Origin of the sequence: Bacillus sp. TH50 (assembly GCF_016650565.1) — a bacterium.
Taxonomy (GTDB): domain Bacteria; phylum Bacillota; class Bacilli; order Bacillales; family Bacillaceae_G; genus Bacillus_A; species Bacillus_A mycoides.
On record NZ_JAEKFM010000007.1, the window covers coordinates 402,055 to 422,732 of the forward strand.

Annotated in this window: 18 protein-coding genes and 1 pseudogene; 10 read left to right on the forward strand and 9 right to left on the reverse strand. The window is 36.0% G+C overall.

Annotated features, from left to right (window positions below; genetic code table 11):
• The first annotated feature begins 359 nt into the window (after nucleotides 1-359).
• From JFU23_RS19090 to JFU23_RS19110, 5 genes are all read left to right on the forward strand, one after another.
• On the forward strand, nucleotides 360-1,619 hold the full coding sequence (locus JFU23_RS19090) for a 3D domain-containing protein (protein ID WP_085309131.1): 1,260 nt from the start codon (nucleotides 360-362) through the stop codon (nucleotides 1,617-1,619).
• 111 nt (nucleotides 1,620-1,730) lie between these two features.
• Complete coding sequence (locus JFU23_RS19095; protein ID WP_000154011.1) at nucleotides 1,731-1,949, forward strand: helix-turn-helix transcriptional regulator; 219 nt, start codon at nucleotides 1,731-1,733, stop codon at nucleotides 1,947-1,949.
• Nucleotides 1,942-2,415, forward strand: a complete 474-nt coding sequence (locus JFU23_RS19100; RefSeq protein WP_085309133.1) for a DUF2178 domain-containing protein — start codon at nucleotides 1,942-1,944, stop codon at nucleotides 2,413-2,415. Before JFU23_RS19095 ends, JFU23_RS19100 begins: the two co-directional genes overlap by 8 nt.
• Before the next feature lie 116 nt (nucleotides 2,416-2,531).
• Nucleotides 2,532-3,164 carry a class A sortase gene (locus tag JFU23_RS19105; protein WP_085309135.1) on the forward strand — a complete coding sequence of 211 codons (633 nt, stop codon included), beginning with the start codon at nucleotides 2,532-2,534 and terminating at the stop codon, nucleotides 3,162-3,164.
• 145 nt (nucleotides 3,165-3,309) lie between these two features.
• Nucleotides 3,310-4,431, forward strand: a complete 1,122-nt coding sequence (locus JFU23_RS19110) for a YHYH domain-containing protein (protein ID WP_201032479.1) — start codon at nucleotides 3,310-3,312, stop codon at nucleotides 4,429-4,431.
• Nucleotides 4,432-4,462: 31 nt separating this feature from the next.
• Here the strand turns inward: JFU23_RS19110 and JFU23_RS19115 are convergent, their stop codons facing one another.
• Nucleotides 4,463-5,848, reverse strand: coding sequence for a peptide MFS transporter (locus JFU23_RS19115; RefSeq protein ID WP_002063816.1), 1,386 nt, complete (start codon nucleotides 5,846-5,848; stop codon nucleotides 4,463-4,465).
• A 254-nt stretch (nucleotides 5,849-6,102) separates the two neighbouring features.
• Between JFU23_RS19115 and brnQ1 the strand changes: the two genes are divergently transcribed.
• Together brnQ1 and JFU23_RS19125 are read left to right on the forward strand one after the other, a co-directional pair.
• Nucleotides 6,103-7,404 (forward strand): branched-chain amino acid transport system II carrier protein BrnQ1, encoded by a 1,302-nt coding sequence (gene brnQ1, locus JFU23_RS19120; RefSeq protein WP_404468342.1) that lies wholly within the window; start codon nucleotides 6,103-6,105, stop codon nucleotides 7,402-7,404.
• A 139-nt stretch (nucleotides 7,405-7,543) separates the two neighbouring features.
• Nucleotides 7,544-9,265 carry a DUF2339 domain-containing protein gene (locus JFU23_RS19125; protein ID WP_201032480.1) on the forward strand — a complete coding sequence of 574 codons (1,722 nt, stop codon included), beginning with the start codon at nucleotides 7,544-7,546 and terminating at the stop codon, nucleotides 9,263-9,265.
• 40 nt (nucleotides 9,266-9,305) lie between these two features.
• Here the strand turns inward: JFU23_RS19125 and JFU23_RS19130 are convergent, their stop codons facing one another.
• A complete protein-coding gene (locus JFU23_RS19130) occupies nucleotides 9,306-10,853 on the reverse strand; it encodes a DNA-binding protein (protein ID WP_201032481.1) in 1,548 nt (515 codons plus the stop codon).
• A 181-nt stretch (nucleotides 10,854-11,034) separates the two neighbouring features.
• Nucleotides 11,035-12,426, reverse strand: a complete 1,392-nt coding sequence (locus tag JFU23_RS19135) for an amino acid permease (protein ID WP_201032482.1) — start codon at nucleotides 12,424-12,426, stop codon at nucleotides 11,035-11,037.
• Between the two features lie 265 nt (nucleotides 12,427-12,691).
• Here JFU23_RS19135 and JFU23_RS19140 point away from each other — a divergent pair, with 265 nt between their 5' ends.
• From JFU23_RS19140 to JFU23_RS19150, 3 genes and pseudogenes are all read left to right on the forward strand, one after another.
• Nucleotides 12,692-13,984: an NCS2 family permease gene (locus tag JFU23_RS19140; protein WP_201032483.1), complete on the forward strand. Its 1,293-nt coding sequence runs from the start codon at nucleotides 12,692-12,694 to the stop codon at nucleotides 13,982-13,984.
• A 286-nt stretch (nucleotides 13,985-14,270) separates the two neighbouring features.
• On the forward strand, nucleotides 14,271-14,471 hold the full coding sequence (locus JFU23_RS19145; protein WP_000301182.1) for a helix-turn-helix transcriptional regulator: 201 nt from the start codon (nucleotides 14,271-14,273) through the stop codon (nucleotides 14,469-14,471).
• Nucleotides 14,472-14,475: 4 nt separating this feature from the next.
• Nucleotides 14,476-14,892, forward strand: a pseudogene (locus tag JFU23_RS19150) (hypothetical protein); the annotation flags it as partial.
• A 50-nt stretch (nucleotides 14,893-14,942) separates the two neighbouring features.
• Here JFU23_RS19150 and JFU23_RS19155 read toward each other — a convergent pair.
• From JFU23_RS19155 to qoxB, 6 genes are all read right to left on the reverse strand, one after another.
• Nucleotides 14,943-15,380 carry a GNAT family N-acetyltransferase gene (locus JFU23_RS19155; protein ID WP_201032484.1) on the reverse strand — a complete coding sequence of 146 codons (438 nt, stop codon included), beginning with the start codon at nucleotides 15,378-15,380 and terminating at the stop codon, nucleotides 14,943-14,945.
• Between the two features lie 14 nt (nucleotides 15,381-15,394).
• On the reverse strand, nucleotides 15,395-15,685 hold the full coding sequence (locus JFU23_RS19160; protein ID WP_201032485.1) for a DUF4022 family protein: 291 nt from the start codon (nucleotides 15,683-15,685) through the stop codon (nucleotides 15,395-15,397).
• An 18-nt stretch (nucleotides 15,686-15,703) separates the two neighbouring features.
• Entirely contained in the window at nucleotides 15,704-17,533 is a 1,830-nt protein-coding gene (locus JFU23_RS19165; protein WP_201032486.1) for a monovalent cation:proton antiporter family protein, read from the reverse strand.
• Nucleotides 17,534-17,801: 268 nt separating this feature from the next.
• Nucleotides 17,802-18,113, reverse strand: a complete 312-nt coding sequence (gene qoxD, locus JFU23_RS19170; protein WP_002063824.1) for a cytochrome aa3 quinol oxidase subunit IV — start codon at nucleotides 18,111-18,113, stop codon at nucleotides 17,802-17,804.
• Entirely contained in the window at nucleotides 18,114-18,716 is a 603-nt protein-coding gene (qoxC, locus tag JFU23_RS19175) for a cytochrome aa3 quinol oxidase subunit III (protein WP_000729310.1), read from the reverse strand. It abuts the gene before it with no gap.
• Nucleotides 18,717-18,729: 13 nt separating this feature from the next.
• Nucleotides 18,730-20,664, reverse strand: coding sequence for a cytochrome aa3 quinol oxidase subunit I (gene qoxB / locus JFU23_RS19180; protein WP_201032487.1), 1,935 nt, complete (start codon nucleotides 20,662-20,664; stop codon nucleotides 18,730-18,732).
• Nucleotides 20,665-20,678: the final 14 nt, after the last annotated feature.

A 20,678-nucleotide genomic window follows, 5' to 3' on the forward strand; every position in this document is an offset into this window, starting at 1 on the left:
ACGCTTTGTACACGGTCGTGGATAGAAGAAATAGTCTCTTGGCTTTCAATATCTTTTTGTTTTAATTCTGTTTCTAGCTCTTGTATACGATTTTCTAATTGATCAATTTTATGTTGGAGTGCTTTCTTTTGAGTAAACATGTATTTATCTCAACCGCCTTTAGAAGTTATATTTTCTCTATATTTGGATTTTAGCATCTTTTATAATTTTTAAATATAGGAATTGTTAAATATTTAAGAATCTATTACATTTTATTCATAATTCCCTTTTTTTGTCATGAAAAATAAACTGTATTTAATGGTTCTGTAAACAAACTGTAAAATAAATCATGTATAACTGTATAAGAAGGGAGTCGGATTATGAACTATTTTAAGCGAATCAGTAGTCTAGTATTAGCAGGAATTATCGTTCTTTCTAGTACAGTCGCTGTAAAAGCAGAGTCAAACGACGAGAAACTTAACAACATGCAACAGCAATTGCAGCAAAACGATGCAGATATGCAGAAGAAAGAGCAAGAGAAGCAAGCTGTTAGTAAAGAAATTCAAGGTATCGAAAACGAACTACATAATTTAAATAATACAATTGCAAAAAATAAAGAGGATCAAGCTGCTATTCAACGTAAAATCGATGAAACACATAAGCAGATTGAACAAAAAAAGAACGAAATTGTCGTTTTAGAAGATAAAGTCCTTGCTCGTAAGGATATTATGAAAAAACGTATGGTTTCTGTTCAAAATAGCTCAAATACGAGTTTAGTAGTAGAAGTTGTTGTGGAATCAAAAAACTTTGCTGATTTTATACAACGTATGAACGCAGTATCTACAATTTTAGATGCAGATAAAGAAATTTTACGTCTACAAGAACAAGATCTTCGTCAAATTGAAGAAGATAAAAAAGAGATTGATGAAAAAGAAGCATCTTTAGTAGTAGATAAACAAAAATTAGCAAAAGCACAAGCTGATTTGCAAGATAACTTGAAAAAACGTCAAGATAACTTACAAACAGTTCAAGCTAAATATAATCAGGTTGCAAGCCAACTTAATTTAGCAGCGGAAGAGAAAGCAAAAGTTGAAGCAAATATGAAAGCAGTACAAGAAACAATCGCTCGTGAACAAGAAGCAGCAAGAATTGCAGCGGAAGAGCGTGCAAAAGCGGAAGCAGCTGCAAAGGCTGAGCAAGAAGCTTTAGCGAAAGCGCAAGCGGAAGTTGCTGAAAAGCAAAAGCAAGAAAAAGCTAATAAACCAGCTGAACCTGTTGCTAATAATAATTCGAAAGTAGAGCCTGAACAACCTAAGGTAACTGCTGGAGGAAAAGAAATGTATGTACACGCAACAGCTTATACAGCAGATCCAGCTGAAAATGGTTATGCGCCAGGTCAACAAGTGTATTCTGCATGGGGAGGATATAATCTAACTGCAAACCCAGGAATGAAATTAATTGCGGTGGATCCATCTGTTATTCCATTAGGATCTACTGTAAATGTTGAAGGCTATGGAATTGCAATTGCAGCAGATACTGGTGGCGCGATTAAAGGTCACAAAATTGATGTTTTAATGCCAGATAAAGCTTCGTCTAGTAATTGGGGCAGAAAAAATGTTAAAGTTACAATTTTAAACTAAAATGAAATCCAACTTTACAACACGTAAAGTTGGATTTTTTTACAACAAAATGTTAAGTTGAGTTTACATTTTGTTAAGAGTGGCATACAATAATGGTAAGAGGTGGAAAACTTGACCATTTTAAACAGGGTGAAGGAATTAAGAGCTCGCTTCAATTTTTCGCAAAGTGTATTAGCAGAAAAGGTTGGAGTGACGAGACAAACAATTGCTGCAATTGAAAAAGGGGATTACGTTCCTTCGTTGTTATTAGCACTTACGATTTGTGATGTGTTTCAGTTAAAGATGGAAGATGTGTTTGTTTTAAATAAGGAGGGGGAAGAGGATGAATAGAATTATTGCTTCATATATCATAAATTTATTTTACAGTGTATTGGCATGCTGGGCATTTGTAGAGTTTTATGATTTTTATATACAGTTTGCTGATATTATTAAAAATGAGAGTTTGCCATCTAAAATAACAATGAGTTTGACACCTGTTGTATTACTATTTATTGTAGCTATCATATTAGTGTTTTTTAAAAGATTGCATAAGAAGAAATATAAAAAATCATCATTGCGATTGTATCCTTTATTATTTCCCCAAGAGGATGAACGTGAGAAGGATATTACAGATAGAGCATGTCGAACAACATTTGTATCATTGTGGTTTGTATTACCTTGTGCACTAGGATTATTAATATTTACACCTGTAGCAAATTTGTATATTCCAGCGTATCCTTTATATGTTGTATATTTGATTTATTTGACTCAAGTGACAGTCTTTCACATATCCCTATACAAAAATAAATTAGCTTGAAAAGAAACCTTCTTGCATCGGCAAGAAGGTTTCTTTTCAGCTTATACTTGTACATACAGCAATATTGTCTTATCATTTTATATAGAGTAAGATTTTGTAACGGAAAGGAATTGTATATGAATAAGCAAAGAATTTATAGTATAGTAGCAATCCTTCTATTTGTTGTAGGTGGTGTATTAATCGGAAAGCCATTTTATGATGGATATAATGCAGAGAAGAAGCAGACAGCGAATGTACAAGCTGTTCAAAAGATGGAATATGAAAAGCATGATACAGAATTTGTAGATGCTTCAAAAATTAATCAACCAGACTTGGCAGAAGTAGCGAGTGCATCGTTAGATAAAAAACAAGTAATCGGTCGTATTTCAATTCCGAGCATCTCATTAGAACTTCCTGTTTTAAAAGCGTCGACTGAAAAGAATTTATTATCAGGTGCGGCAACTGTAAGAGAAAATCAAGTAATGGGACAAGGGAATTATGCACTTGCAGGGCATAATATGTCAAAAAAGGGTGTTTTATTTAGTGATGTATCAACTTTAAAGAAGAACGATAAAATTTATTTGTATGACAATGCAAATGAGTATGAATATACTGTTACCGGTGTATCTGAAGTGACTCCTGATAAATGGGAAGTTGTAGAGGATCATGGGAAAGATGAGATAACACTTATTACATGTGTATCTGTTAAGGATAATTCTAAGCGTTTTGTTATTATAGGTGATTTAGTAGGAACAAAGGCTAAGAAATAAAGAAAAAAGAAGGTTTACTCTTTAAAGAGTGAACCTTCTTTTTTTATCCAATGTTGAGAAATAAAAGAATATTTTAGTTGGTATTTAAATATTTTTCTATTTTTATATAATAAAGTAATGATTCTAGATTTTGGGAGGAACAAAAGTGAAACAGCAAGTAAAAAAACTTCTTTTAACAACAAGTGTAGCGTTATTGGTAGCGCCAATTTCTGCTTATGCACATCCAGGACGTACAGATGCTAATGGTGGACATACGTGTCGTACAAATTGTGAAAAATGGGGATTGCAGTACGGGGAATATCATTATCACAATAAACCAGCTTCTAGCGGCGGAACAACAAGCCCTGCGCCTAGTCAAAATAATAATGGTGCTGTAGAAGCGGAGAAACAAGCAGAAGCACAGCGTAAGGCGGAGGCAGAGAAGCAAAGAGCTGCAGAAGAACAACGCAAAGCTGAAGAAGAGAGACAGCGTGCTGCAGAAGAACAGCGCAAAGTAGAGGAAGAGAGACAGCGTGCTGCAGAAGAACAACGCAAAGCAGAAGAAGCACGTAAGGCAGAGGAAGCCCAGCGCCAAGCTGACATGGAAAAAGGACAGCTTGAAGGTCAAAAAAGTGGAGAGACAGATTTTAAAGCAGGAAAGAATAATGCAGAAGGACATGTAGCTGGAAAGTCAAATGCATATAAACAAGCATTTACAACTGCGTATGCTGCGGCATGGTCTTTAGAAGAACAGAAAAAAGCGCATTTTGAAAAAGGTAAAGAGCAAGGGTTAACACAAGAAGCAATGGACGATAGTCAAATTACTCCTGAGTTTAAGGGGAACTTTGCAGAAGGTTTCCAAGTAGGTAATAAAGAGAGAACCGAAAAGATTGAAAAAGAACAAGCGGAACTTGGTGAAAAGGCTGGTAAAGAATTAGCTGAAAAGAAACCTGGAAATACTGAAAAGGATACATATGTGAAAGTATATGAAACCGCGTATGAAAAAGGATATAAGTCTGCTAAAAAGGCAGCGGAAAAAGCTGGATATACATATGCATTTGAAAATTATGATTTAAAAGTTCCTGCTAAGTATGAAAAGAATGAAACATTAAAGAAATGGTTTACTGAAGGATTTAAATCAAATAAAAAGGCAGCGGAAATTCGAGAAGAAGGATATAAAAAAGGAGATAGCTGGCTGTCATTCTTCTATAAAAACTTCGTGCCAAGTGAATATAAAGAGCACAAAGATCTGTATGAACAAGCAATAGAAAAGGGCGAGAAAGCATAAAAAAAGATGAGGAGAAATTCCTCATCTTTTTTTAATCCATCCATTTCACTAATTTCTTAGAAATTGATAATAAAACACAACCTAAAACGATCGCCACAGCGCCAATAACTGTGAATACTTCAGCATATCCAAGTGAAGTTGTGAAGCTTGCAAGCTGTCCGCCTAAAATATTAGCAATACCTGAGCTTGCTAGCCATACTCCCATTAATAAAGAAGCAAGTTTTACTGGAGCAAGTGCGCTAACCATTGATAGTCCAACAGGTGATAAGAATAGCTCACCTAACGTATGGAAAAGATACGTAAAGACGATAAATAGTAAGTTTGCTTTTTCTGTAATGTTATGTTCGTCACTGCCTGTTTTTAATGTAGCGATAACAAGAACAATATAACCGATACCGAGTAAGATCATACCAAGTCCCATTTTTGTTGGGATTTTCATGTCACCATTTTTTCTAGTTGCCAGTTTCGCCCATAATGCTGAAATGGCTGGTGCAAGTAAAATAATAAATAACGGATTGACCGATTGGAACCAAGACGTTGGTACTTCCCATCCGAATACGGAGCGGTCAACGAATTTATTTGTATATAATGTTAACGAACTACCAGCTTGTTCAAAACCAGCCCAGAAGAAGACAACGAAGCACGTTAAAATGACGATAACTGCTGTATGTTGTTTTTCTTTTTTTGTTAATGGTGTATTTCCTACTGTTGGTTGTCCATCTGTTGTTTGTAAATCGCGGGTTGGTTTTTTACCAATATCACCAAGGAAGCGATTAGATAGTGTTGTAAATAAAATTTGTCCAATGATCATTCCGATTGAAGCGGCTAAGAAGCCGTAACGGAATCCGAAATGAACAACACCGTCCACTGTTGTTTTGAATAAATTTTCTGATAAAAATCCGCAAACGAGTGGAGCTAAAAACGAGCCAACGTTAATACCCATATAGAAAATTGTAAATGCACTATCACGTTTTGGATCGTGCTCTTCGTATAATTCTCCAACAAGTGTAGAGATATTCGGTTTGAAGAATCCATTACCGATAATAATAAGCGCTAATCCGAGGTATAGGCCGACTTGGTTTTGCAAGGCAAATAGTGTAAGGTTACCGATTGCCATTGTTATACCACCAATTGTGATGGCTTTTCGTTTACCTAGAAAACGGTCTGTTAAGTATCCACCGATTAATGGTGTGAAATAACAAGCACCAGTATAAAATCCGTAAATAGAGAGTGCCCACGCTGGACTAAACCCAAGACCACCGCTTACTAAAGCTGTTGTTAAATATAATGTTAATAATCCTCGTAATCCATAGTAACTAAATCTTTCCCACATTTCTGTAAAGAAGAGTAAGTATAAACCTGGAGGATGTTTCTTTTTTCTTTGTTGTTCTCTTTCTAGTTGTATCGTTGATTCCATGTGATTTTTCCTCCTGACACAAGCAAAAAACAAAGTTAATAGTATTGTATGATTAATATTTTACCTTATTAACTATTATAAGTCAATAAAGGTTGATTTTTCAGAAGAAATTTGAAAAGGGAAATAGATATAGAATGGGTGTTTCTTTTGTGATAGACTATGGACTATGTTTTCTTTGTAAGGAAGCGGATTACCGCATTTTTTTATTTGTGGAATTGATTTCATGTAAGGTGAAATTGAAGAAGGAGAAAGAAATGAAATTGTTACAGAAAAAAGAAATTTTGCTTATTAGTCTTATGTTATTCTCTATGTTCTTTGGGGCCGGAAATCTTATATTTCCACCTTTCCTTGGATATGAAGCAGGAGAACATGTATGGATTGCATTGTTAGGTTTTATTATATCAGCAACAGGGCTTCCTATATTAGGTGTTATCGCTATTGCGAAAGCAGGGAGTTTTCAAACGTTAGCAGGCAGGGTTCATTCTTCATTTGCAATTATTTTTCCGTGTATTGTGTACTTATTTATTGGACCAGGTCTTGGTATACCACGTGCAGGAAGTTTAGCTTTTGAAATGGGGCCAGGCCAGTTGTTCCCAGAAGCGGGTAGCGTAGTTTTGTTATTGTACACGGCTATTTTCTTTAGTATTGTTTACTGGTTAAGTTTATCACCGTCTAAATTAATGGGCTTGTTTGGAAAGGTGTTAACGCCTTTATTATTATGTATGATTGCTATTATATTTATAAAAAGTATGTTTACATCAGTAGGCGGTGTGAAAGAGCCTGCAGGAAATTATGGACAAGCTCCTATGTTCCAAGGATTTTTAGATGGATATTTAACGATGGATGCGTTAGCAGCTTTAATATTTGGGATTGTTATTGCAAATGCTCTGCGTGCAAAAGGTGTAGCGGATGATAAAGGTTTAGCGAAATATATGAGTATTGCTGGTATTGGAGCAGGACTATTACTAACTATTATTTATGTCATTCTTGGATATGTTGGTTCAATTAGTGGTTCATTGGGTACATTTGATAACGGTGCGAAAGTGTTAGCACAAGTTATGACTACATTATTTGGACAAGGTGGGTTAGTTTTATTAGGTCTTATTTTTACTGTCGCTTGTCTATGCGTTTCCATCGGACTTGTTACGTCTTGTAGTCAATTTTTCGCAAGTGTATTTCCGAAAGTATCTTATAAAGTTTGGGCATTTATATTAAGTTTTGTTAGTATGGTTTTAGCTAATTTAGGATTAACGCAAATTTTAAAAGTATCGGTACCGATTCTTGGATTTATTTATCCAGTTGCACTAACGCTTATTATTTTAGGGTTATTCCATAAGTATATTGGAAAGTATGTATACGTATATTCGGTAACGATTGGACTCGTAGCGGTATTTAGTGCGATTGATATTTTAAACAAAAGTGTACTGATGAATAAATGGACACCACTACTAAAAATGCTTCCGTTTTATTCAGAAGGTGTAGGTTGGATTGTTCCGGCATTTGTAGGTGTCTGCCTCGGTGTAATTGTTAGTATTGCTATAAATAAGAATAAATAAGTAAGAGGTGTTTTCCTATTTCGGAAAACACCTTTCTTTTTTTGGAAAAATAGTATTGAAAATGAATAGACTAAGAGTATGATAAAGGTAATTGGTAATATATAGGTCAAGTGAAAAATCGATGATGAGGGGGGAGTGTATGAAGGAGGATTTGAATAAGAAAATAGAAGCGCTCGAAACGGCAATTGAAACGATGCAAGAAGCACTTTTTGAGTTGAAAGCAAAACAAAGGAAAATAGAAGTAGATAAAGTTCAACAAAATGTTAATAAAGAAAAGAAAGAATATATTGAAGCGGTAATGTATGAAAAATTACAAGAAGATGTAGTGAAAATCAAAGAGCCTGTTCAAAAAATTGAGGAAAAACAAGTAAATATATCTGCTTTTAAACCGGAACCATTCAATATTATTAAGTTTTGCCAAACATGGTTGCCGCGTATATTTGTCGGTATTATGCTACTTGGGGTTATTTGGTTATTTAAAGCAGGGGTAGATGCTGGTTTATTAACACCAGCGATACGGGTTGTGTTTGGTATAGTACTATCTGCCGGTTTGTATTACGTAGGAGATATACAAATTAAAAGAGAGCGGCAAGCGTTAGGGTTAGTATTAGCTGGAGGAAGTATTACGGGAATTGTTTTAACAACGTTTGCGGCACATTATTTATATGAGTTTATTCCTGCAAGTATTGCGTTTATCTGTAATATTGTATGGGTTATTTTAGGGATTTATTTAGCGAAAAGATATAGATCGGAATACCTCGCTATTTTCGTGGCGGTGGGAGCATTTTTTGTTCCTTTCTTGTTAAATAGTACGACTCCTAATACGTATATTTTCTTTAGTTATGAGACGATATTAACAATTAGCCTATTATGGTATGCATTGAGAAACCGTTATAAGTACTTGTATATGATTTCTTATGTTGTTGCGGCAATTGTCCTATTTGTCTTCTTTGTTGTTATGTCAATATTAGTAGAGAATGTGCAAGTACAGTTAACAGTTGTATACGGTGCAATTCATTTACTATTATTTTGGCATATGTTTTCGGAGAGAAGTTTTATACAAGAAGCACGATTGGCGATATTTAGTGCGAATGCAGTTTTCTTTATTTTAGCCATTTCTCAAATTCCTGAATTTACAACGTGGGGATTAGTTATAAGTGCATTTGTGCATGCTGTTATGTTTGTACTTGAATATAGGAAGAATAAACATTCTGTATTTTCAAATCTAATATTTGGCTTTGCAATGGGATCATTTAGTTTAGCGATTTTATACGAGTATAGTTTGGTGAATGCAGCGATCGTATTATTGTTACAAGGTTTCCTCGGTATGGTTACTGCTATTAAAGTAAAGCAAAATATTAAGTTGTATGTAGGTGCAACGATTTATGCGATTGGAATGGTACAGACGATTTTTAGCCCGTTTGATGAGTTCATTTCAGCAGGGTTTGTCGCTCATATTATTTTAATAGGAACGTTCTATTATTGCATGAGACAAGCGAAAGAAGTGCTAGCGAGTTTTGGTAAATATGTGTACTCTATAGCGCTCTACTCATTAATGGTTATTGTATTTATTACAATTACTAGAATCGGTGAAGTTCTTTCTACAGATGGAAGTATAATTAGCGTATCTGTATCGTTATTATGGATGGTATATGCGTTATTTGCAGTTTGGTTTGGTCGTTATAGACAGATGAACGAAATATTATATGCTGGCTTAGTCGTATTAGTAGTAACAGTAGGGAAGTTATTCCTTCTCGATTTACCAGAAGTGTCGATGATGATTAGAGCGGTGTTATTCTTAATCGTTGGCAGTATAGGTATCGTTATTTCAAGAATGTTTTTCTCAAAAGAAGAGAAGTGAGAAGAAGGCAATCCCTTTACGGATTGCCTTTTCTTTTACTTTACTTCTTACCAATCGTTACAGCCTCATTATATTTAGCTGTTGTGTTTTGTCTTAGGCGAAGTGTTGCTTGTCCAGTTGTATTTGGATCAAGTTGTACGTTCACAATTTTTTCAGCAGATCCTTGGCTATTTGTTATGAAAGAGAATGTACTGCTATATCCGAAAGAAGATGGCCAAGTACCATTTGTATTTTGAACTTTTGCTACTTGTGTTCCGCCAGTTGTGAAAATACCTAATGAATAATTATTGTACGTTGTATTTGGTAATAAGTTATTTACTTGAATCTTCATTTGGAACACTTCATTGTTTGGTAGAATGCTAGGGTGCGTAATTACGTAATCACTCGTTGTCACGGCACCGTTATAGCCGTATGAACCTGGTTTGAAAGTATTTGTATTGAACCACTGGTAACCTTGACTTGGTGCGCTCCAAGGTTCTGGTTGTGGTTCTGTTGATAAACTTGGTTGTTCAAATGTTTGTAGAGCTGTAGGTGCATCAAGCTGTAAACCACTCACTTGATCTAAGCTTGTAAATGTTTCTTGTTTCGCTAACCAATTCACGATGTTTTCTAATAGAACAGCATCGTTTTCTTCTTTATAACCATCATAAGTTTTCTTTGTTTGACCTGAGTCTTCGCGAACATATTTTGGCGAGGCATCTTCAACAGGAGAAGAATCACCAATAAAGGCAGCTTTTCCAAGACCAACTTTCGAAATAGCAGCATAAGGCCCCTCTGCAACGCCACCACCGTTATAAACGCCGCTATCAACAGCGTTATTCCATTTTGATGGATTTTCTGGAAGATATACAAGGCCTTTCGCTAGTTTTGGATTTGTAATCGCAAGGGTAGAGCCGGCATGCATGGCTACAGATGAAACGCCAGTTGTAATTCCGAATGATTGCGCAGGTGAGACAATATTTTTAGCTGAAACATCACCAAGTGCATTGTAACGGAAGCGAATACCGAAATTATCGGATAGCCAATCAGAGCTTTCTACTCCTTGCATAGCTTGTGAAGTTGTTTCTTCATTAGACATTCCCTTTGCTGGATTATCCCATGCCCCCCGTCTATATCCATTGAACACTTCTGAGGAGTCCCAGCGGTTTTTATTACGATCTGCATTATAATGATCGGCAATGAAGAAAATACTGCCGCCATTTTTCACGTATTGTAACATTGCGTCTTGTTCAGATTTTTTGTAAGGAATATTAGCTTCTGGAACGATAAACACATTGTAGTTTTTTAAATCTTCGTATGTAATAGATGCTGATTTACGAAGTTCTTTTACATGATATCCGTTTTGGGCAATGCCGTTTCCGAAATCAGAAAAACCGCCATCAATAACCCAATCAGCCGTGCCGGCAGTTTGACCGTGCGTATTATCGAATAATACTTTTTTCCCATTGTTTTGATTTACAACCTTTGCAGCAATTTCAGGAGCTGGGTCTACAGAGCTTTCGGCATAAGTAGACGGTATGAACGAACTCCCCATACTAAGTGTAATTGCTGTTGCTAAAGAAAATGTAATCCATTTTTTATTCTTCATAGAAGAATCCCCCTAATAATAAATATATGTGCTTTAATAATGTAATTTATTTTTCTGAAAAAATAAAGACAGAAAACGTAAAAAATATTAAAAAATTGTAAAAATACCGTGAATTTTGTTGAGAAATATTTATATAGACAATAAAAAATCCCTTCCAATTAATAAGGAAGGGATAGCTTGTTTAACTAATCTTTGAATTAGGTGTTTCATCAATCTTATGAAATCCTTTCATGTAATACACGATAGCTAAGCCAATAAGCCAAATTGGGCCAACGATTAATGCAATTCGTGTATCTTCTGAATACGCCATTATACATAGTACAAGTGCAAGGAAGCCAAGTGAGAAGTAAGAGCTTACTGGATGTAAAGGCATTTTATACGTGAGCTTGTCTTTTTTCTCAGTTGATAATCCTTTACGGAATTTAATTTGAGCGACTAATATAATACCCCAAGTCCAAATTGCCCCGAAAGTTGAAATACTAGTTAACCATGTAAATACTTTTGCAGGCACAAGGTAGTTTAATATAACACCAACAAGTAAAACGATAGCCGTTGCTACAATTCCTTGACTCGGAATACCGTTTTTATTTAAACGACCGAATCTTTCAGGAGCTTTCTTTTGTTGGGCCAAAGTAAATAGCATACGCCCTGTACTAAATAAACCACCGTTACAAGAAGAAAGTGCAGCTGTTAATACAACAAAGTTAATAATACCTGCTGCTTTTGCAATGCCGATTTGTTGGAATGTTAATACGAATGGACTTCCTTTCTCGCCAAGTTCGTTCCATGGATAAATTGCCATCATAACGAATAATGCCCCAACGTAAAAGATTAGGATTCTCCAAAATACGTTATCGATAGCTTTTGCGAGTGTTTTCTTCGGGTTTTGAGCTTCACCAGCTGTAACACCAATTAGTTCAACGCCTAAATAAGCGAATAATACCATTTGTAAGGAAAGCAATAATCCAGAGAAGCCATTTGGGAACCAGCCCCCATGTTCCCAAAGATTTGAAATACCAGTTGCAACGCCTCCATTTCCAAATCCGAATAGAATAATACCAAAGCCAATCACTATCATACAGATAATTGTGACAATTTTAATGAGAGCAAACCAAAACTCAAGTTCTCCAAATACTTTTACTGATAAGAAGTTGAAAGCGCTCATTAATAATAGAGCGAGTAGTGCCCAAGTCCAGCGCGGGATATCTGGGAACCAGTACTGCATGTAAATTCCAGCTGCTGTAATTTCCGCCATACAAGTAACAACCCATAAAAACCAGTAGTTCCAACCAGTAATATAGCCAGCAAGTGGGCCGATATAATCATTAGCATATTTACTAAAAGAACCGGCAACCGGTTGTTCAATTGCCATTTCTCCGAGCGCTCGCATAATGAAAAAAATAACGAGTCCAGCGATCATATAACCTAGTAAGATGGAAGGACCAGCTAGTTTAATAGCAGAAGCAGATCCTAAAAATAGCCCAACGCCAATAGCCGAACCGAGTGACATTAAAGTAATATGTCGTTCTTTTAAACCTCGATTTAAAGTTCCAGATTTGTTTGTGTGCTGCATAAGAAGAATCCCCCTTGTAGAATGAGCTACCTAAATATTTAACTATTTCAAATTATAAAACATTTCTATCTGTTATGCTACAAAAATAATCAAAATGAACTGTACTACATCTGAACTGGTCAGACTTAAACTTAAAATTCTCACTATTAGAGAACATATTGACTCTTCTTTTTATTGATTGTTAAGATTAAGTATTATATTTTCTCACATACTAGTAAGAAAAGAATGTATGATAATAATTCAGGTGTAGGAAGGGTACATAGCCATGTTTCAATTACAAAAATATAACACTTCTGTGAAGCAAGAGCTTTTAGCGGGCATCACAACTTTTTTTACATTTGCGTATATTCTTGTCATCAATCCGAAAATATTATCTGATGCAGGTGTACCATTTGATCAAGCTTTTACGGCAACTATTATTGCGACAGTTGTTGGAACGCTATGTATGGCGTTTTTAGCTAACTATCCAATTGTTATTGCTCCAGCTATGGGAATGAATGCATATTTTGCTTATTCTGTTGTTCAACAGGCAGAGGGGATTACATATGTCATTGCGTTTTCAGCAGTATTTGTAACAGGTATTATTTTTCTTTTATTATCTTTCACTTCGTTTAGGCAAAAGCTAATTGTCGCAATTCCTGACAGTTTAAAACAGGCAATTGCGGGTGGAATCGGATTATTTATTGCTTTTATCGGATTGCGGCTCTCGGGTATTATCGTTGATCATCCATCTAACTTAGTTACAATCGGAGACTTTCATTCACCGGCTGTTATTTTAACAATAGTTGGTTTAGTGTTAGCGGCGGTATTAATGGTATTACGCGTTAGTGGTGCATTGTTTATTAGTATGATTGTGACAGGGGTTATTGCTTTCTTTACAGGGCAATTAAAGTTTGAAAATAACATTGTCGCAATGCCACATTTGCCAGAAGGCATCATTATTTCAAACCCTATCAATGCATTTTCTGATGTAATTCAATATGGGTTATATGGAGTTATTTTTTCATTCTTACTTGTACTTTTATTTGATACAACAGGTGCTTTACTTGGTTTAATTAAACAAGCAGGTTTAAATACAGATAACACTGAAAAGCGTTTTGGCAAGGCGTTCATTGCGGATGCAATTGGCGGGACTACAGGTTCTATCTTTGGGACAAGCCCGACAGCAGCGACAATTGAATCGTCAGCTGGAATTGCTGCAGGTGGTAAAACTGGATTGACAGGTATTGTAGTTGTTTGTTTAACGGTTATAACGGCATTCTTTAGCCCTGTTATTGCTTCTTTATCAAGTGTAGCAGCTATTACAGCTCCTTCATTAATTATAGTAGGTAGCTTAATGGCACAAAGCATTCGTGATATTAATTGGGATGAATTTGAAGATGCATTACCAGCATTTTTAATTTTCGTAGGTATTCCGTTAACGTCTAGTATTGCGAATGGAATTGCAATCGGATTTTTAGTGTATCCAATCTTAAAGATTGTGAAGGGAAAAGGGATGGAAGTGCATCCGTTACTATACTTATTTACAATTTTATTTGGATGTCATTTATTCTTATAATATAGATATAGAAAGAGGGCTTCTTATGAGAGGCCCTTTTTTTGTGTATAATAAAGTGAAACTATAATCAGTGGGGGTTTTGTTCATCCCTATTGATTATTAGCCTTCACCAATCGGGCGTTTAGGGGCAGTTAATCTCCTACCTAACTTTTTTGCTCCAGCCGAATTTTGAGGTGGAGTTTTACTACCCGTTAATTCGGGGTAAGGTGAAAATTAATCAGTTACGTAAAATATAAATTACTTAATGGAATATATATGTTACTATAAAGATAGAGGAGGAACATGAATGGCTGTAAGTAAAATAAAAGTCGCGCGTGTTCAGTTAGATTTAACACAGCAACAATTAGCAGAAAAAGTAGGCGTTACAAGGCAAACGATTAGTTTAATTGAGAAGGGGAAATACAACCCGTCTTTAGATTTATGTTTGAAAATTTGTTATGCGGTAGATAAAACATTGAATGATTTATTTTGGGAGGAAAAGGAGTGATCTAATGAAAATCGTGAAAGATGAGCGCTTAATGGTTGAAGGGTTAAAACATATTAGAATGGCGTTTATCCTGCAAAACGTTATGATATTAGGGATTGTCTTTTATCGTTACGTCGTGCAAGGAGCCGGATATGAAAGTGTCTCTCATCTATTAATGATATTTATTGGCGGAATAGTAGTTATTAACTTCTTAAATTTAAAACATTCTGTAGAGGTATATGAGCATACAGGTGGAGTATCGCGTAGTTATTTCATGAAACTAGTATTAATTCCAGTAGGGATTGTTATTGGACTGTTAGCTATTTGTATCATTTTAACACCAGGTATTTCGATAAAGGAAATTAGTATAACAGGACTTATTATGTTTGTTTGCTTTTTAATTCCTAGTTTGTTTATATACATATATATGAAAAAAATAAAAGTGAAAAAGAAATATAAGAAAAGCTTTCTGCAATATGCAGAAAGCTTTTCTTATATTTCTTTATACATTACTTTATGTAGTCCTATTGGATTAATCTCGAAGATTTCACCATGCTCATAGAAGCCTAATCGTTTGTAATAATCCGCTACGGTAATTCGGGCATTACACCATAGAATATTTGCTTCGCGTTCTTGGAGGACTTGTTCAGCTTTACGGATTAAGGAGCTGCCAGCATGCTGGTTTTGGAAATTAGGTAATGTTGCCATTCCCCGTAGACGATAGTGGGTACCAGCTTGTAAATCAGGATGTATTTCTTTAGAGAAAGAGGCGATACTAACAAGTTCATCATATAAAAATGCACCTAAATGAAAGGCGTCTGTTTCGTAATCTGAATCGTATTTACAATCTTCTAATGATTGATTGGGACGCAAAACCTTTTGACGTAATAAGTATGTTTCAGATGCATCAATATGTTTCACTGTAATCATAATATCATCCTTTCTTATAAGCCTTTTTCTATAAGTTGTAAGAAGAAATATGCGGGTGCAACGAGAAGTCCTAGTATGCTAGCGGTTCCGAGAAGGAGTGAGATTAAGAGACAAAAGTACTTAATTCCATTCGATTTTTTCCATCCATAACTACAAATTTCAATGCTAATACCGATGAGAATAATGGCGACGAGTACTTCTGCTAATAATAAGAGAGCTAAAGTTACAATAGACATAATGTGATTCATCCCCATAATATGTGATAGTAACATTTTACCATATGAAATTGAAAAAATGCCCCTCATTTATGTGAGGGGCATTTTCTATTCTAATATGTTTTTCATTGTATCAATATGTTCTTTTGAACCCGTTACAAGTAAAGTATCGCCATGCTGTAACTTCGTATCACCATGTGGTATTAATGCTTTATTACCACGGTAAATTTGAATGACAAGTACATCACCTAGAAACGGAAGGCGACGAAGTGCTAAGCCGTTATATTTATTACTTCGTAGTTCAACCTCACGCACCGTTTCATTTGCTGTTGTAATCAAGCGAACGAGACTCGGTTTATCAATAAGTGCACGTAATAAAATACGTGTAGAGTTAATAGTCGAGAATACAGCGATATGTTCTTGAGTCGCTTTTTCTTGTAGAAGGGGATCTTCTACACTTGCGATGACGTGTTCAACACCTAATTCTTTTGCGTGTTCTGCTAATAATAAGTTTTGTTCATCATCACTTGTCGCAACAACAACACGGTCTGCTTCGAAAGCTTGTTGCTCCATTAAAGATTGAATAGTAATCTCATCTAATTTTACAATAGGGAAGTCATGAGATTTCGCTTCCTCATCATTTATTTTATTTTGACGTATCATATATAGTGTTACGTCATAATCTTCACGTTTTAAATCAAGTGATAACGGAAGGGTAATTCTGCTTGCACCAATAATAGATACTTTCGGTTTTGGTGTTTCCACTTTTGGAAACATCTTTTTAAATAATATAGGTGCAAAAATACAAGTAATAACTGCACTTAAAATAAGAGATGCTGATAAACTTGGGCTAATGATGCCTAGCTTTTCACCGATTTGTGCAGCCGCAATAACTAAAGAAAGTGTTGATGTTAACAAAATAGCACTTCCGAGTACGATATTGCGTGGGTACCATTTTCGTAAGACGAGTGATGGCAACAGTTTTGAAATAAAGAGTCCCACAATTAGAATTGGGATCATTAGCATACTAGAAGGCTCTTTAAAAATAGACCATACTTCTAGATTTACACCAACCATTACGAAGAAAATAGGAATGAAGAAGCCATATCCGATGGAATCAAGTTTTTCAACCATATCTTCATTTGGTGATAATAAAGATACGAGTACACCTGCTAAAAAGGCTCCCAAAATATTTTCTGCCCCAACAGATTCAGATAATCCAACTAATATTAAGATGAGTGCAAAAACAGCTCGTGTATCAATTTGTACACTACCGGCTTTTAAGCTTTCTAGGTATGGAATATTTTTAAAACGTCTTGCGACAAAGTAAATTACAATACCAGCACCGAATAGAAGAAGTAGAAGCCACATGCTTTGGCCACTTTCGGAATTTAATCCGACGAATACAGCGAGTAAAATCATTGTAACTAAGTCTGCAATAACAGCGACTAATAAAATGATTTGCCCGATTGCGGTTTTTCCTAAGTTATTTTCTTTCAATGTTGGTACGACAACACCTAAAGAAATAGTTGAAATAATTAAAGTCATGAACATTGCATTGTCTACGAATCCTAGCCATACGAATAGTAATGATAGGGCATAAGATAAAATGAAAATAAACAAGAAGATAATGCTTGCTGCTTGGAATGTGTTCGGTTCGTTTGTCGTATTCTTTTTCCCTTTTTGTTTAAAGATAGAAAAGTCAATTTCTAAACCACTTAAAAACATTAGGAAGATAAACCCTAGTGTTGATAAGACTTGAAGCCACATGTCTGGCTCAATGATGTTAAATCCACTTTTACCTACAAAGATTCCTGCGATAATTTCTGCAACAACGACAGGAAGTGCGTTTAATTTAAAGCGCTGTAACAAAAGGGGAACGAAAAACGCGATTGCGACGACAACCATAAGTGATAGAACAGAAGAATGATGTTCCATTGCGTTCTCTCCCTTCAAATAAATATAGTAACTATTTAGCCATATAATAGGAAGAAAAGCAACGGATATGGTTTCGATTTCATAAAGAAAGAGTTTTCTTAACATTCGTCATAATAAGTATATTTTTTATGATTTTGTTGTTAATTCCGTAATGTGGATGTAATAGGGGAGGGGATAAAGTGAAACTTTAATCAGTGGGGGTCTTACTGCTCGTTAATAGGGGATAAAAAAAGACTGCTGAGGAATCCCAGCAGTCTTTTCATGTAAATTACATTGAGAAGAAGATCCATACAGTAAGACCAACTGTTGCAGCTGCAACGAAGAAACTGTATATCATTGTAAGAATTTGAATTCTACCTTCTCCTTCTTTTAAATGCATGAACATAATTAATTGTAATAAAGCTTGCGCAACAGCCATTATGATAATAGTTGTTAATATCGTTGAAAGTGGCAGGGTTGTATAAAGTGCCACGTATAAAGCTAGAAACGTTAGTGCAAGCGATAAAATAAATCCGAAAACGTGTGACCATGGGAATCCGCTATGCCCATGCCCGTTTGCTTGGTTGTTATTTTGACCCATTTACGCCACCATCCCGTTCAAGTAAACTAGTGTGTAAATAAAGACCCAAACAAGATCAAGGAAATGCCAGTATAAGCTGATAATAAATACTTTACGAGCTGTAACTGGTGTTAAACCTCGTTTTAAAATTTGGATAATAACACAAGTTGCCCAGATGATACCACCTGTTACGTGGGCACCATGCGTTCCAAGAAGAACGAAGAATGCCGATAAGAAAGCACTTGTTTGAATCGTTGCACCTTCACCAACGTACAAAATGAATTCTTCAATTTCAAAGAATAGGAAGCCTGCACCTAAAAGTAAAGTCAGGATAAACCAAGCTAACATTCCTTTTTGATTGTGTTTACGCATTTCATGAATTGCGATACCACATGTGAAACTACTTGTTAAAAGTAGTAGTGTTTGAATTAAAAGCGTTTTAAGTTCAAACAGTTGCGCTGGTGTTGGGCCATCTGCCGTACGACCAGCAAGGACTAGATAAGAGGCGAAAAGTGTTGCGAACAGCATAATTTCAGCCCCAAGAAAAATCCAGAATCCTAGGATGTTCAACCTGCTTTGCTCGGATTGATATTCCAAAGGTAAGCTTTTATCTAAAGCCGCCATGTCATTTCACCTCTCATGCTATATGTTCTGTTTCTTTAATTTCATCAACGCTTACGTAGTAGCCATCATCATAATCGAATGAACGATAGATTAAGCAACCTAAAATACCAACTCCGCCGATTGCTGCAATCCAGAACCAGCTAAATACTAATGCGAAACCTGCAAGACCGAAGAATAAAGACGCAATAATAGGCACGCCAGAGTTACTTGGCATGTGAATTGGTTTTATTTCTTCTGCAGCTGGTGTAACTGTTTCTCCACGTTTTTTCATGAACCAGAAAGCATCAGCTTCTTTAATTTCAGGAAGTTTCGCGAAGTTGTAATGTTGTACAGGAGATTGAGTTGCCCATTCAAGTGTACGGCCGTCCCATGGATCTCCAGTTGTGTCACGCTCACCGTGACGTGCACTCCAAATTACGTTATAGCAAAGGATTAGGAAGCCAATAGCCATCATTACAGCACCAACAGATGCGATTTGGTTTAGCCAGCCCCATCCAAGACTTTCAGAGTAAGTGTACATACGACGAGTCATACCGTCTAAACCTAAGAAGTACATTGGGAAGAAACAGATGTTAAATCCGCTCATAAAGATCCAAAATGTCCATTTACCTAGGCGTTCATTTAACATATGACCTGTCATTTTTGGATACCAGTATGTGAATCCAGCAAGCATAGCGAATACTGTACCTGCGATTAATACATAGTGGAAGTGAGCAATTAGGAAGTAGCTGTTATGGTATTGATAATCAGCTGCTGCCATTCCAAGCATAACCCCTGTAACTCCACCAACTACGAAGTTTGGAATAAATGCCAATGACCAAAGCATTGGAACTGTAAAACGAATACGTCCTTTATACAGTGTAAACAACCAGTTAAAGATCTTAACACCGGTTGGAATCGAAATCGCCATTGTCGAAATCGAGAAGAATGAGTTAACCGCTGGACCTGCACCCATCGTGAAGAAGTGATGAAGCCATACGACGAAACTTAGTAAAGAAATTGCAACCATCGAGTACACCATCGCACTGTAACCGAATAGACGTTTACGTGAGAATGTACTAATGATTTCAGAGAAAATACCGAATGCCGGTAAAATAACGATATATACTTCAGGGTGACCCCATACCCAGAATAGGTTGGCCCATAACATCGGCATACCGCCGCTCGCCATCGTAAAGAAGTGAGCATCGAATAGACGGTCAAATGTCATTAATGCAAGAGCAACTGTTAATACTGGGAAAGCGAAAATAATGATAATTGTTGTAATTAAGATTGACCAAGTAAACATTGGCATTCTCATTAATTTCATGCCAGGTGTACGCATTTTTAAAATAGTAACTAGGAAGTTAATACCTGTCATTAACGTACCGAGACCTGAAATCTGTAATGCAATTGCGTAGTAGTTATTTCCTACACCAGAAGTAAACTCTGTACCTGCCATTGGGAAGTAAGAAGTCCACCCAGCGTCTGGAGAACCACCAATTACGAAAGCGATGTTGAATAACATTGCTCCGACAAAGAATAACCAGAAACTTAAAGCATTTAAGAACGGATATGCAACGTCACGAGCACCAATTTGTAATGGTACTACAAGGTTCATTAATCCCATAACGAATGGCATTGCCATGAAAAGAATCATTACTGTACCATGTGTTGTAAAGATTCCGTTATAGTGTTCAGCGTTTAAATAGGTTGTTTCTGGGAATGTTAACTGTGCACGGATCATTAAACCATCCATACCACCACGGAATAACATTATAACGGCAGAGATAATATACATGGTCCCTATTTTTTTATGGTCAACAGTTGTCAACCATTCATCCCAAAGCCATCTCCATTTTTTGTACTTTGTTAGTACGAAAAGAATCGCTAATGTCACAAGAACGATAGAAGCGTCAGCTCCGTAAATAATCGGGTCACCTGTGACAAAAAATTCATCAAGCTTCACTGTGTTCACTCCAA

Bases quoted from the DNA above. Each gene is read 5' to 3' on its own strand.
- JFU23_RS19090 (WP_085309131.1), top strand. From the start codon at position 360: ATGAACTATTTTAAGCGAATCAGTAGTCTAGTATTAGCAGGAATTATC.
- JFU23_RS19100 (WP_085309133.1), top strand. From the start codon at position 1,942: ATGAATAGAATTATTGCTTCATATATCATAAATTTATTTTACAGTGTA.
- JFU23_RS19105 (WP_085309135.1), top strand. From the start codon at position 2,532: ATGAATAAGCAAAGAATTTATAGTATAGTAGCAATCCTTCTATTTGTT.
- JFU23_RS19115 (WP_002063816.1), bottom strand. From the start codon at position 5,848: ATGGAATCAACGATACAACTAGAAAGAGAACAACAAAGAAAAAAGAAA.
- brnQ1 (WP_404468342.1), top strand. From the start codon at position 6,103: ATGAAATTGTTACAGAAAAAAGAAATTTTGCTTATTAGTCTTATGTTA.
- JFU23_RS19125 (WP_201032480.1), top strand. From the start codon at position 7,544: ATGAAGGAGGATTTGAATAAGAAAATAGAAGCGCTCGAAACGGCAATT.
- JFU23_RS19130 (WP_201032481.1), bottom strand. From the start codon at position 10,853: ATGAAGAATAAAAAATGGATTACATTTTCTTTAGCAACAGCAATTACA.
- JFU23_RS19135 (WP_201032482.1), bottom strand. From the start codon at position 12,426: ATGCAGCACACAAACAAATCTGGAACTTTAAATCGAGGTTTAAAAGAA.
- JFU23_RS19140 (WP_201032483.1), top strand. From the start codon at position 12,692: ATGTTTCAATTACAAAAATATAACACTTCTGTGAAGCAAGAGCTTTTA.
- JFU23_RS19145 (WP_000301182.1), top strand. From the start codon at position 14,271: ATGGCTGTAAGTAAAATAAAAGTCGCGCGTGTTCAGTTAGATTTAACA.
- JFU23_RS19155 (WP_201032484.1), bottom strand. From the start codon at position 15,380: ATGATTACAGTGAAACATATTGATGCATCTGAAACATACTTATTACGT.
- JFU23_RS19160 (WP_201032485.1), bottom strand. From the start codon at position 15,685: ATGAGGGGCATTTTTTCAATTTCATATGGTAAAATGTTACTATCACAT.
- JFU23_RS19165 (WP_201032486.1), bottom strand. From the start codon at position 17,533: ATGGAACATCATTCTTCTGTTCTATCACTTATGGTTGTCGTCGCAATC.
- qoxD (WP_002063824.1), bottom strand. From the start codon at position 18,113: ATGGGTCAAAATAACAACCAAGCAAACGGGCATGGGCATAGCGGATTC.
- qoxC (WP_000729310.1), bottom strand. From the start codon at position 18,716: ATGGCGGCTTTAGATAAAAGCTTACCTTTGGAATATCAATCCGAGCAA.